Source organism: Dietzia sp. oral taxon 368 (assembly GCF_002999155.1).
Lineage (GTDB): Bacteria > Actinomycetota > Actinomycetes > Mycobacteriales > Mycobacteriaceae > Dietzia > Dietzia cinnamea.
Genome location: NZ_CP027238.1, coordinates 1,145,945 through 1,158,974, shown reverse-complemented (window position 1 = coordinate 1,158,974; position 13,030 = coordinate 1,145,945). Strand labels below are relative to the sequence as shown.

At 73.8% G+C, this 13,030-nt stretch carries 10 protein-coding genes; 6 read left to right on the top strand and 4 right to left on the bottom strand.

The window, feature by feature from the left end; genetic code table 11:
• Positions 1 to 27: 27 nt before the first annotated feature.
• Together C3V38_RS05550 and C3V38_RS05545 are read right to left on the bottom strand one after the other, a co-directional pair.
• Positions 28 to 1,227, bottom strand: a complete 1,200-nt coding sequence (locus C3V38_RS05550) for a 12-oxophytodienoate reductase (protein ID WP_106385240.1) — start codon at positions 1,225 to 1,227, stop codon at positions 28 to 30.
• Between the two features lie 158 nt (positions 1,228 to 1,385).
• Positions 1,386 to 3,107: a phosphoenolpyruvate--protein phosphotransferase gene (locus C3V38_RS05545; protein ID WP_106385239.1), complete on the bottom strand. Its 1,722-nt coding sequence runs from the start codon at positions 3,105 to 3,107 to the stop codon at positions 1,386 to 1,388.
• A 135-nt stretch (positions 3,108 to 3,242) separates the two neighbouring features.
• Between C3V38_RS05545 and C3V38_RS05540 the strand changes: the two genes are divergently transcribed.
• From C3V38_RS05540 to C3V38_RS05525, 4 genes are all read left to right on the top strand, one after another.
• The gene (locus tag C3V38_RS05540; RefSeq protein WP_061228138.1) at positions 3,243 to 4,010 is read left to right on the top strand and encodes a DeoR/GlpR family DNA-binding transcription regulator; all 768 of its coding nucleotides are present in this window, start codon (positions 3,243 to 3,245) and stop codon (positions 4,008 to 4,010) included.
• Entirely contained in the window at positions 4,007 to 4,966 is a 960-nt protein-coding gene (locus C3V38_RS05535; protein ID WP_106385238.1) for a 1-phosphofructokinase family hexose kinase, read from the top strand. The genes C3V38_RS05540 and C3V38_RS05535 overlap by 4 nt, the downstream gene beginning before the upstream one ends.
• A gap of 66 nt (positions 4,967 to 5,032) precedes the next feature.
• Positions 5,033 to 7,141: a fructose-specific PTS transporter subunit EIIC gene (locus tag C3V38_RS05530; RefSeq protein WP_106385237.1), complete on the top strand. Its 2,109-nt coding sequence runs from the start codon at positions 5,033 to 5,035 to the stop codon at positions 7,139 to 7,141.
• A gap of 73 nt (positions 7,142 to 7,214) precedes the next feature.
• Positions 7,215 to 7,472 (top strand): HPr family phosphocarrier protein, encoded by a 258-nt coding sequence (locus tag C3V38_RS05525; protein WP_007629212.1) that lies wholly within the window; start codon positions 7,215 to 7,217, stop codon positions 7,470 to 7,472.
• Positions 7,473 to 7,645: 173 nt separating this feature from the next.
• Here the strand turns inward: C3V38_RS05525 and C3V38_RS05520 are convergent, their stop codons facing one another.
• Positions 7,646 to 8,596 carry a dihydrodipicolinate synthase family protein gene (locus C3V38_RS05520; protein WP_232303109.1) on the bottom strand — a complete coding sequence of 317 codons (951 nt, stop codon included), beginning with the start codon at positions 8,594 to 8,596 and terminating at the stop codon, positions 7,646 to 7,648.
• Between the two features lie 357 nt (positions 8,597 to 8,953).
• On the opposite strand from C3V38_RS05520, the gene C3V38_RS05510 reads away from it, so the two are divergent.
• Positions 8,954 to 10,399, top strand: a complete 1,446-nt coding sequence (locus tag C3V38_RS05510) for a YdiU family protein (protein WP_106385236.1) — start codon at positions 8,954 to 8,956, stop codon at positions 10,397 to 10,399.
• 274 nt (positions 10,400 to 10,673) lie between these two features.
• On the top strand, positions 10,674 to 11,375 hold the full coding sequence (locus tag C3V38_RS05505) for a hypothetical protein (RefSeq protein ID WP_106385235.1): 702 nt from the start codon (positions 10,674 to 10,676) through the stop codon (positions 11,373 to 11,375).
• Here the strand turns inward: C3V38_RS05505 and C3V38_RS05500 are convergent.
• On the bottom strand, positions 11,347 to 13,005 hold the full coding sequence (locus C3V38_RS05500; protein ID WP_106385234.1) for an FAD-dependent oxidoreductase: 1,659 nt from the start codon (positions 13,003 to 13,005) through the stop codon (positions 11,347 to 11,349). The two genes, C3V38_RS05505 and C3V38_RS05500, sit on opposite strands and share 29 nt — an antisense overlap.
• Positions 13,006 to 13,030: the final 25 nt, after the last annotated feature.

Here is a 13,030-nt window from a genome sequence, read left to right as displayed (position 1 = left end):
TTCGGCTCGCGACGGCGGGAACCGTTGTCAGGCCGGGGCGCGGAGCGGCGCCTCATGCACCTCGCGGTCGAACTCCGGAAGCGGCTCGGCCTCGCGCAGGACCCGGGCAATCGCCGGATCAGCCAGGTGCATCCGGCCGATGGAGATGAGATCGAACTCGCCGCGCTCCATGCACTCCACGACCGAATCGATGTTGTCCGCCGCCACGGCCGCCTTGCCCAACTTCTGCTCGCGCAGGGACGTCCCGATCCCCACGCCGCCCACGGCGCCCGCCGGCTTACCCGTGAGTCTGCGGGCCCACCCGGCGAGGGTGACCTTGCCGTCGTCACCCTCCAGGTCGGGGAACGCCGGATCGCTGAACCGCCTGGTCGACGCGTCGAACAGGTCGACGCCCGCCTCGGCGAGTGCGCCGAGGTAGACGCCGAGCTCGTCGGGGCTGGTGGCCTTGAGCACCGTGTAGTCCTGCTGCGTGTGCTGCGAGAAGCGGTAGAACAGCGGCGCCTCCGCGCCGATGGCCTCACGGACCGCCGCCACGACTGCTGCGGGGAAGCGGCTCCGCGCCGCCAGGTCGCCGCCCCACTCGTCGGTGCGTCGGTTGGTATCGGCCCAGACGAACGCATCCAGCAGGTAGCCGTGGCCGCCGTGCAGGGTGACCCCGTCGAACCCGGCCTCGAGGGCATACCGTGCCGACCGGGCGAAGGCGCCGATCACGTCGGCGATGTCCGACTCGGTCATCGGCTCCACCGCCGGCGACCAGCGCTCGATACTCCGATCCGAGTACGTGGTGACGCCCGGCGTACCCCACAGGCCCGACGGACGCATGGGGTGCATCGCCATGAGGCGGTCGCGGCTCCCGCGATCGAAGCGGGCGTTGGCGCCCCACAGCGGACCGACGTGCCACAGCTGCGCCATGATCCGGCCGCCCGCGGCGTGCACGGCGTCCGTCACCACGCGCCACGCCGCCACGGACTCCGGACCGTCGAGGCGCGGGATCGCGGAGTGGTCGACCGACGTGGGGTGGTCCACGCCGATGCCCTCGGTGACGACCAGCCCGGTACCGCCTGCGGCGCGGGCCGCGTAGTAGTCCCGGTTGATCTCGTCGGGCAGTCCGCCCGGGCAGCCCATCCGCGTCATCGGCGACATGACCAGGCGGTTGGCCAGGTGCAGTGAGCGGACGTCGAGCGACCGGAACAGGGTTTCACGACCGGGGGCGACCAGCGGATTCATGATGTGAGACCTCGTGATTCTCGGTGTGGCGACGAAGGCGGAGTCCTGATCTGGACACTCTCGTCGTTGACAGGCGTCAAGTGTAGACCAGCCAATGGTGTTCGCGGAGGTCCTCGAAGTGGCGCTCCGCCGACGCCGCCCGCGTGCCCGGCGCCCCCTCAGCCGCGGGCGGCGCGGACCGCGTCCCGGGCGTCGCGGGCCGTGTCGCTGTCGAGCGCGATCCGGGCGAACTCGCGGCACTGCTGGAGCGTGACCCCGGCCAGCGCGGCGCCGACGTGGGGGAGGGCGGCGGTGGCCACCGACAGCGAGGTGACGCCGAGCCCCAGCAGGACGCAGGCGAGGTCCGGGTCGGCCGCCGCTTCGCCGCACACGCCCACCGGGATCGACCGGCCGTCGGGGGAACGGCCGGCGGCGTCGGCGACCGTGCGGATGAGTCGCAGCACCGCGGGCTGCCAGGGATCGGTGAGGGCGGCCAGGTCGGGGGACATCCGGTCGGCTGCCATGACGTACTGGGTGAGGTCGTTGGTGCCGACGGACAGGAAGTCCACGTGCGGGAGGAAGCGGTCCACCGCCACGGCGACGGACGGCACCTCGACCATGATCCCGGGCGTGAGGCCCCGGCCGCGGCAGCGGTCGGCGAAGTCGCGGGCCTCGTGGACGGTGGCCACCATCGGCGCCATCACCCACGGTGAGGACTGCGCTCCGCCGACCTGCCGGCCGGCCGCCGCGAGGGCGTCGAGCTGGCGGTCCAATAGCCCGCGGTCGAGCAGGTCCACGCGGATCCCGCGCACGCCGAGGGCGGGGTTGTCCTCCTCGGTCATCCCGGCGAACGCGAGCGGCTTGTCCGAGCCGGCGTCGAGGGTCCGGGTGACGACGCGCGCGTCGGAGAAGGCGCCGAGCACTCGGGCGTAGAGCGCGACCTGCTCGTCGTGGGTCGGCTCGTCGGCCCGGTCGAGGAACGCCAGCTCGGTGCGGAACAGGCCGATCCCCGCGGCCGGGCCGGCGGCGGCCGCCTCCGCGCCGTCGCCGTCCTGGACGTTGGCGAGCAGGGAGACCGCGTGGCCGTCGGCGAGGGCGGCGGGTCCGGTCCAGGTCGCCGCCGCGGCGCGGCTGCGCCGGTCCGCCTCGGCCGCCGCGGCGGCCGGGCCCTCCTCGGGCTCGACCGTGACGGTGCCCGCGGCGGCGTCGACGAGCACGCGGGTGCCGTCGGCGACGGCGGACAGGCCTCCCGCGGCGACCATGCAGGGGATGCCCAGCTGCCGGGCGATGATCGCGGTGTGTGAGGTGGGGCCGCCCTGTTCGCACACGATCCCCAGCACGAGGGCCGGGTCGAGGCCGGCGGTATCGGCGGGGGCCAGGTCGTCGGCCAGGAGGATGCCGGGTTCGTCGAAGGCGGGGATCCCGGGCTCGGGCAGGCCGCGCAGTTCGGCGACCACCCGGGCGCAGAGGTCGCGCAGGTCGGTGATGCGTTCGGCCTGCCGGCCGCCGATCTTGGCGAACTTCGCGGCGAAGCTCTCGGTGGCGGCGACCGCCGCGGCCTCGACCGCCGCGCCCTTCTTCAGCTCCTTGGTGACCTCCTTGGCCCAGCCGCGGTCGCGGGCGAGTACGGCGTTGGCGGTGAGCACCTCGGCGCTGACGCCGGTCGCCAGGGCGGCCCGCTGGTCGAGGCGGTCGGCGACGGTGGCGGCCGCGGCAGCGAAGCGCTCGCGACCGCGCTCGACGGCCTCCTGGTCCACCGCGCCCGGCGTGTCCGGGGCGGCGGCCGGGGCGGGGACGTCAAGTGCGTCGGGCCGGACCACCCATCGGGCGGGCCCGTGGGCGAGTCCGGCGACCACGCCGGTGCCGCGGATGACCGCCCCGGCCTTCGACTGCTGCGTCATTGGGAGCTCCTAGCGGACCGGGCACCCGCGCCCGGCCGATCGAGTGGTTATGTGACGAGAATAACTAAGACCGCTTGACTTTCCAACCGTTTCGGGCAGAATCCAACACACTCGGTCACAGGCGAAAGGCTCACCATGTACGGCAGCGAGCGACGACGGCGCATCACGGAGACCCTCGCCGCGTCCGGGCGGGTCACCGTGGCCGAACTCGCCGCCGACCTCGACGTGAGCGCCGAGACCATCCGCCGCGACCTGTCGGTCCTGGAATCAGAGGGCCACCTCGAGCGCACGCACGGCGGCGCGGTGTGCGCGGTCCCGGGTGGTCGTGTGGAGCGGACCCTCGCCGCGCGCCGGTCGGAGAACGTCGAGGCCAAGACCGCGATCGGCCGGGCCGCGCTTCGCCTGCTGCCCGCCGCCTGCGGGACCGTGCTGGTCGACGCCGGCTCCACCACCGCGGCCCTCGCCGAGGCGCTGCCCGCCGACCACGGGCTGACGGTCATCACCAACTCGGTCCCCGTCGCCGACGGCCTGCACCGCGCGGCGACCGACGACCTGCACGTGCTCGGCGGGACGGTCCGCGGCCTCACCGGCGGGTGTGTGGGCGCGTCGGTGCTTCGGGCGCTGGAGGCGATCCGCGTGGACGTGGCGTTCGTCGGCGCCAACGGCCTCCACCCCGACCGCGGCCTCACCACCCAGGACCCGGACGAGGCGGCGGTGAAGAACGCCATGTGCGGCGCCGCGCGGCGGGTGGCGGTGCTCGCCGACTCGAGCAAGTTCGGCCACGAGTTCCTCGTCTCGTTCGCCCGCCTCGACCAGATCGATGTGCTGGTCACCGACTCGCCCCCGCCCGGCCCGCTCGCCGCCGCGCTGGACACCCACGGAATCGAGGTCGTGCTGCCATGATCGTCACGCTCACCATGAACCCGTCGGTGGACCGCACCGCGCAGCTGCCGGCGCCGCTCGCCGTGGGCGGGGTCAATCGCATAGCGGCCGTCGACGACTCACCCGGCGGCAAGGGCGTCAACGTCGCACGTGTGGTGGCCGCCGGCGGGGTGGAGGCGCGCGCGGTGTTCCCCGCGCCTCCCGAGGACCCGTTCGTGACGATGTGCGCCGCGACCGGCGTCGCGACATCCGTGATGCCGACGACCGGGGCCGTGCGGATCAACCTCACCCTCGCCGACCCCGAGGGCACCACCACCAAGATCAACTCCCCTGGCCCCGAGCTCGATGCCGCCACGCTCGACCGGGTCCGGTCCACGATCGCGGACCTCGCCCGTGAAGCGCAGTGGGTGGTGCTGAGCGGATCCCTGCCGCGCGGCGTGGAGGACGGCTTCTACGCCGACCTGGTCACCGCCCTGCGTCCGGCGGGGGCGCGCCTCGCCGTCGACACCTCCGACGCGCCCCTGGCCGCCCTCGCCGCACGCCTCCCGGACGCCGCGCCGGACCTGGTCAAACCCAACGGCGAGGAGCTCGGCCAGCTCGCCGGCGTCGACGGCGCGGAGCTGGAACGACGCGCCGTCGACGGTGACACCGGACCCGTGGTCGCTGCCGCACGCGCCCTGCGCGAGCGCGGCGTCGGCGCGGTCCTGGTCACCCTGGGCGGTGCCGGAGCAGTCCTGGTCGACGACGACGAGACGTGGTTCGCGAACGCCCCCGCCGTCCGGGTCAGGTCCACGGTCGGGGCCGGCGACTCCGCGCTCGCGGGATATCTGCTCGCCGGGGCCCGCGGACTCCCGCCGCGGGACCGTCTCGCATGGGCCGTCGGTCACGGCAGCGTGGCCGCCTCCCTGCCCGGCACCGGACTACCGCTGGGCCTCGACCCCGCCACCTTCCGCGCCACGCTCAGGCGCCTCGACTGAGGTCCCCGTCCCCGCCCCACCCCTTCTCACCGCGAACCCCTTCTCACCACGACACGGAGCACGGCCATGAACCAGCCCATCATCGAGACCGCCACCGTGCGGCTCGACGCCGACCTCGGCGGCACCAAGCAGGAGGTGATCCGGGCGCTGGCCCGGACCCTCGTCGACGCCGGCCGCGCCGATGACCACGACACCCTGGTGCGCGACCTCCTCGCCCGAGAGGACAAAGCGGCCACCGGCATGAAGGGCGGGATCGCGATCCCGCACTGCAAGTCCGAGGCCGTGACCTCACCGAGCCTCGCGTTCGCCCGACTCGACCCGCCCGTCGACTTCGGCGCCAAGGACGGACCCGCCGACCTCGTACTGATGATCGGCGCCCCCGCCGGCGGCGGCAAGGAACACCTCAAGCTGCTCGCCACGCTCGCGCGGAACCTCGTGCGGGCCGAGTTCGTGGACTCCCTCCGGGCGGCCGCCACGGCCGAGGACGCGGTCGCGGCCATCGAGAAGGTGCTCGCCGCGCAGGAGCAGAAGGCCTCGTCGTCGTCCTCGTCGGCGCCCGCCCCCACGGCGTCCGGCGGCGGGGCGGCGACCACAACCGACGGTGGTGGCGACGCGCCGCTGCGCCTGGTCGCGGTGACCGCCTGCCCCACCGGCATCGCCCACACCTACATGGCCGCCGACTCCCTGGCCCAGGCCGCGCAGGCGCGTGGCGTCGATCTGCAGGTGGAGACCCAGGGCTCGGCGGGCGCCACCGCCCTCGACCCGGGCGTGATCGAGGCGGCCGACGCGGTCGTGTTCGCCACCGACGTCGGCGTCCGCGACCGCGGCCGCTTCGCCGGCAAGCCCGTCGTCGAGTACGGCGTGAAGAAGGCCATCGACGCCCCCGACCGGGTCCTCGACGAGGCGCTGGCCGCCGCGCGCGACCCCCGCGCCCGTCGCGTGTCGGCCGACTCCGGCGACGGCTCGGGGACCGCCGCGTCGGGCGCGTCCGGCGCCGACGAGCACTGGGCCCGCGGACTGCAGCGCGCGGTGATGACCGGCGTGTCCTACATGATCCCGTTCGTCGCTGCCGGCGGCCTGCTCCTCGCGCTCGGCTTCCTCTTCGCAGGCTACGACGTCGCGTTCGTGTGGCAAGAACTGTCCACCTCGTTCACGCTCACCGACCTGCCCGGCGAGGTCTGGTATCTCGACGGCGAGATCGTCTCCGCCGGCACCGCTGGCGCCGAGGCCCTCACCCACGCGGGCCTGCGCCTCTACATCGGCGCAGTGCTGTTCGCGATCGGCCAGGCGGCGATGGGCTTCATGATCGCCGTGCTGTCGGGGTACATCGCCTACGGCCTGGCGGACCGCCCCGGCATCGCCCCGGGCTTCGTCGGCGGTGCGCTGTCCGCGACCCTCGGTGCCGGCTTCATCGGCGCCCTGGTCACCGGCATCCTCGCCGGCTACCTCGTGCGCTGGATGACCACGTGGAAGACCCCGCGCTGGCTGTCCGGCCTCATGCCCGTCGTGCTCATCCCGCTCATCGGTTCGCTGGCCATCGGCCTGCTCATGTTCCTGCTGCTCGGGCGCCCGCTCGCCTCGCTGACCTCGGCCATGGAGTCGTGGCTCGGCGGCATGACCGGCTCGTCCGTGATCCTGCTCGGCGTGATCCTGGGCCTCATGATGTGCTTCGACCTCGGCGGGCCCGTCAACAAGGCCGCGTACACGTTCGCCACCGCGGGCCTCGTCGCCGACAACCCGGCGACCCTGCGGATCATGGCCGCCGTGATGGCCGCCGGCATGGTGCCGCCGCTGGCGATGGGCCTGGCCACCGTCGTGCGCAAGCGGCTGTTCAGCCCGGCCGAGCAGGAGAACGGCCGCGCCGCGTTCCTACTGGGCGCCAGCTTCATCACCGAGGGCGCGATCCCGTTCGCAGCCGCCGACCCGCTGCGCGTGATCCCGTCCATGATGGCCGGCGGCGCCGTCACCGGAGCACTCATCATGGCGTTCTCGGTGGAGTCGTACGCACCGCACGGCGGACTGTTCGTGGTGTTCGCGATCAGCCCGGTGTGGGGCTACCTGGTGGCGATCCTCGCCGGCACGCTCGTCGCCTGCGCGGCCGTGGTCACCGCCAAGTCCGCGCGACGCACCCCGGCAGTGGCGCCGGCCGCCGCGGCCGAGCCGGTCGCGGCCTGACCGCCCACCCTGCACGATGGCGGCAAGGCCCGACCCCCGCGCCCCCGCCACCCACCCCACAGGAGGAGACACCATGGCCAGTACCACCGTCATCGTCGGATCGGCCGAGGGCCTGCACGCCCGCCCGGCCGGCATCATCGCCGAGGCCGCCGAGAAGTACGACACGGACATCGAGATCACCTTCGACGGCGAGGAGGCCGACGCCGCTTCCGCGATGCTCATCATGGCGCTCGGCGCGGAGAAGGGCGCCGAGGTCACGGTGAGCGGCGACGACGCCGACGCCGTCGCCGAGATCGCCGCCCTCATCGAGCAGGACCTCGACGCCGACTGAGTCGGCGCTGCGCCCGCCCGGCGCTGAGCGTCGAGAAGACGGTTCCGCCCGTATCGCCCGAGAGGCGACGTGCGAAACCGTCTTCTCGATGAGGACGAGGGCCCGGCGCCGGACCCAGGCGACCTCCGGCGAGGGGACGGCTCAAGTATGAGCCCGCCGGGGTGAACCTGTCGTTATTTCGCGAGCGACAGTGCGGTGAGGACGGTCTCCACCTCGGCCCGGTCACGTCCCCGCAGACCCAGAAGTGGCCGGGGCAGGCAATGCCCCGGAGCCAGTCCGAGCAGTTCGGCGACCGCCGCCACCACCCGCAGGCTCCCGTGCCGGACGAACAGGTCCCACAGTAAGGCGAGCCGGTCCGACGCGGCGAAGGCCTCCCCGCTGTCGCCCGCCAGCGCCGAGCGGGCGATCTGGAGGGCAGGTCCGGGCAGGGTGCCGGCGAGGACGGAGTACCAGCAGTCGCAGCCACCGAGGAGCGCCGCGGCGGCCGAGGGATCGCCGGAGACCCCCAACCCGACGCGCGCGGGCACGGCCTCCCGGAGCCGCGCGATGTGGTCGCGCGCGGCCTCGGCGGCGGGCGGGGGCGGTGGGATCTTGATCGACGCGACCGCGGGAAGCTCAGTCAGACGAGCGTAGAGCTCGGGCGTGAAGTCGAACCGGGTGGTGCCGGGGTTGTCGTAGACCACCATCGGGACGGACAGCTCGGTCGCGACGTCGGTGTACAAGCCCACCACGTCGTCGGCGGTGAGCGGCTGGTAGCTCATGGGGGCGAGCATGACCGCGGCGGCGCCGGCCGCCTGCGCGTCGTGGGCGAGCGCCCGCGCGTGGGAGGTGCGCAGCGCGCTGATGCCGACGATCACCGGGGTTCCGCCCGCGTGCCGAACGGTCAGCTCGGCCACGCGGCGCCGCTCGGCCCGGTCGAGGTAGGCGTACGAGCCGGTCGAGCCCAGGGCGCCGATCGAGTCGATCCCGGCGCGCGCCAGCCGCTCGACGATCCCCGCGTATGCGTGCTCGTCGACACGGTCGTCGCGCAGCGGGGTGAGGGGGAACGCGCTCAGGCCGGTGGTCACGCCCGCGCCGACCGCCTCCGCGGCCGCGCGCGCCGCCCCGGCCCGGTCGGCGGTCACAGCCTCAGCACCCGTCCGCACACCACTGGGTGCACCTCGTCGCAGCACTCGGCGACGGTCTGGTTGAGCGCACCGAGCAGGTCCCATGCCGGGCCTCCTTCGTCGTTGTGGTGACCTGACTCTAGAGGGTCGCGGGACGTGTCGATCCCCTGATGGCGGCGCCCGACGGCAGGGTTTCCGGGCAGCAGTCGACAGGTGACGTCGTGACGGGCGGCGTCGGCGAGCGGGCCGGCGTGCTCGGGGAGCCCGGCGTGTGTGGGGTCCGTCGCCGCCGAGCCCGGTCCCGCTCAGCCATCGACGGCGGCTCCCAGTCCTTCTGGCCTGACGCGGAACCGCACACGGACGTACCGTCGGGGTATGACCCCGCAGGCAGCATCGCCCGTCTCCCTCGGTTCCCGGTACGCCACCGAGTTCCCCGAGCTCGGGGTGCCGTGGAAGGCGGCCGAGGCGCCGGATCCGCGACTCCTCGCACTCAACGAGCCGCTGGCCGCCGAGCTGGGACTGGACTCGGAGTACCTGCGCGGTGAGGAAGGGGTGCGCCTGTTCACCGGTAACCACGTGCCGGACGGCGCCACGCCCTTCGCCCAGGCGTACGCGGGCCACCAGTTCGGCGGATACTCGCCGCGTTTGGGCGACGGCCGCGCGCTGCTGCTCGGCGAGCTGCCCGACGGTCGCGACCTGCACCTCAAGGGCTCGGGCAGGACCCCCTTCGCGCGCGGTGGCGACGGCCTGGCCGCTGTGGGACCCATGCTGCGCGAGTACCTCATCAGCGAGGCGATGCACGCCCTCGGCGTGCCCACCACCCGCTCACTCGCCGTGGTGGCGACGGGCAACACCGTGTACCGCGAGACGCCGTTGCCCGGCGCGGTGCTGGCGCGGGTCGCCGCGAGCCACCTGAGGGTGGGGACGTTCCAGTTCGCGCGGTCGACCGACGACGGCGAGCTGTTGCGTCGGCTGGCCGACCACGCCATCGCCCGGCACCACCCGCACGCCGCGGACGCGGAAAACCCGTACCTGGAGCTGTTCACCTCCGTCGTCGGCACCCAGGCCGACCTCGTGGCGCGCTGGATGCTGCTCGGGTTCATCCACGGCGTCATGAACACCGACAACACGACCATCTCCGGCGAGACCATCGACTACGGGCCGTGCGCGTTCATGGACACCTTCGACCCGGCGACCGTGTTCAGCTCGATCGACACCGGCGGGCGTTACGCCTACGCCAACCAGCCGCCGGTGCTGCAGTGGAACCTCGCCCGCTTCGCCGAGACCCTCGTGCCGCTCGTCGATCCGGACACGGAGGAGGCGGTCCGCCTGCTCACGGAGGTCCTCAACACCTTCCCGGAGCGGTACCAGCAGGCGTGGACGGCCGGGATGCGGGACAAGCTGGGGCTGTCGGCCGAGGTCCCGGACGCCGAGGCGGACGACCTGATCGAGGAGCTGTCCCGGCTCCTCAACGCCACCCGGCCCGACCACACCGGCTTCTTCCGCGCCCTCGGTGCGGCCGCGGCCGGGGACAGCGCGCCGGTCCGAGAGCACGTCGGCACCTTGGCGGAGGGCTGGCTCTCGACGTGGCGGGCCCTCGGACCCGACCAGGGATCGATGGCTCGTGCCAATCCGCTGTACATCCCGCGCAACCACCTCGTCGAAGAGGCCCTCGACGCGGCCACGGCAGGGGACATGGGACCGTTCGAGGAACTCCTCGTCGTCGTCACCGATCCCTACACCGAGCGCCCGGGGCGCGAGCGCTACGCACAACCGGCCCCTCCGGACGCCGCGAAGCACGTCACCTACTGCGGAACCTGAGCCGGATCTCATTACCGTACAGGCGTCTTGACAGGAAACATTTACTTCGTGACCCTGCCGTTGGTCAGCCTTCCGTACGACACTGAGGTCGGTTCATCAATCTCGTGGAGCGCCGGTGGGGCACCCTGGGGGTCATACAGTGCGGATATTCATCGCGGACAGCGACGGCGGCTACCGGTAGCCCTCGAGGATACTCGGACAGTTCGTCGACAACCTGGCGGAGTGGGCAGGTGCCCGGGAAGCCGTCAGGGTGCAGTGGCCCACCCCTGGGAAGGTGAACCCGCGACGGTCCCACACCTGGGAATCCGCGGCCGCCGCCGGCGTGGCCGACGTCAGCCGGCTCGTGCGCCTGCATCCGTCGGACCCCCTCGTGCTCATCGGGGTCTGCAGCGGAACGCGCGTCATCTACGACTGGATGGACGCCCACCCGGAAGACCTCGACCGCGTGGTGGCCGTCGGGATGATCGGCGACCCTCACCGGCCGTGTGACCGCTGGCTCGACGGCACCCCGGACCCCGGCGGGCAGGGCGTGGCCGGCCCACGACGCGGCCCGATCCCCGACCGCACCCTGTGGGTGTCCGTGCCGGGGGACCCGCTGAGCGGCGTGCTCCCGGACCGCCTCCTGAAGGGCGTCGTCCGCGCCTCCACCCTGGCCCCCGACCAGGTCTACGACGAGCTGCTCGAGGACCTGCCGGACACCCGGCCGCGCCTGGCCGCCCGACTCAAGCTGGCGCAGCAGCCCGCGCAGTGGTCGCCGCAGCTCCTGCGCAGACTCGACGCCGCCGTGGCCGTCCTGGCGACCTATCGGGAACGTGAGTACGCGGCTCTGTACGAGTCCGGTGAGGGCGGGGCGTCCCCGCTGGCGCGGCTCGGCGCGGCCATTGTCGACCGCGTCGAGGCGCACGTCCGCGAGGGCGGCGGCTGGTCCCACGGTGCGCGGCCGCAGCTCAGCGGGTACTCACCCGGGATGGCGTAGCGAACGGCCGGCTGCGGCCCGCGGCGCCTGCCGGGCTCCGCCCGCGGTCGCGGAGCAATTCCTCGAACGCCGCCGCGGACCGGGGCGTGGGGAGCAGCCCCCCGTTGGCGTCGGCGAGCAGTGAGTTCACGGTCTCCCGCGCGCACGTCTTGTTGGTGCCGAGGAACCCGCGCGGGCCGCGCTTGATCCAGCCCACGACGTACAGGCCGGGGACGACGCTGCCGCCGACGGCGTCGAGGACGCGGCCCTCGCGGCTGGGGATCGTCGCGGTGTCCGGGTCGAACGGCACGCCCGGCACCTCGACCCCGCGGTAGCCGACCGAACCCAGCACGAGACCCGCCGGGATCGTCTCCTCCGAACCGGGCCGGGGCACGGCGCGGACCCGGCCCGTCTCGCCGCCGACGAGGTCCGTGCGCACCACGCGCAGGCCCTCGGCCCGCTCCGTGCCCACGACCTCGACCGGGGCGGTCTGGAATCGCAGGACGATCCGGCGGCGCTCGGTGTCGCCGGTGTCGCCGGTGGCGGCGGTGACGCCGGGGCCGCTGGTGCCGTCCGCGGGCACGGCCTCTCCGGCGGGGCGGGCCGCGATGCGGGCCAGGTACTCCGCCTTCAGCCGACCCTGGCGGGTGGTCGCGGCGTCGGGGTCGATGCCGTCCGGGGCGTCGACGCGCAGGTCGATGTCGTCCCGCGCGGCGAGTCCGACCAGCTCGGGCAGCGTGAACGCGGCGTGCTCCGGGCCGCGGCGGCCGAGCACCACGACCTCGCGGACCCGGCTGTTTCGCAGCGCCTCGAGGGCGTGGCGGGCGATGGAGGTGTCGGCGAGCCGCTCCGGGTCGGTGGCGAGGATGCGCGCGACGTCGAGGGCCACGTTGCCGTTGCCGACGATCACCGCGCGCTCGTGGTCCAGCGGGACGTGGGCGTCCGCGTGGTCGGGGTGGTCGTTGTACCAGGCCACCACTTCCGTGGCCGACGTGCTCCCGGGCAGATCGGTGCCGGGGATGTCCAGCGGGCGGTCCGTGCCGGCGCCGGTCGCGTACACCACCGCGTGATGATGGGCCGCCAGTTCCGCGGCCGTGACGTCCTCGCCGACGTGCACCCCGAGGCGGTACCCGAACCCGGGCTGGTCTTCGATCGCCCGGAACAGGTCGGCGACCGCGCGCGTGCTGGTGTGGTCGGGCGCCACCCCGTGCCGGGCCAGGCCGTGCGGCACGGGCAGGCGCTCGAACACCGTCACCTCCACCCCGGGCTGGCGGAGCAGCTCGTCGGCGGCGTACAGCGCGGCCGGGCCGGCACCCACCACGGCCACCCGCACGGCCGTGCGCGTGGGGCCGAGGCGCACGAGCGTGGGGACGCGCGCCTGCGGCCGGGAAGGGCGGTCGTCACCGGTCAGGTCGGCGTTGATCTGCAGGAAGGCGCGCTGCTCCGGGGCCAGCTCGGTGTGCGGCACGATCGCCCCGACCGGGCACGCCCCCACGCACGCCCCGCAGTCCACGCAGGACACCGGGTCGATGTAGAGCATCTCCGCCGTGGCGAAATCCGGCTCGTCGGGCGTCGGGTGGATGCAGTTGACCGGGCACGCGTGGACGCAGGAGGCGTCGGCACAGCAGGCCTGGGTGATGACGTGGGGCATGGGTGGGCGCCTGTCCGGGAGGGGG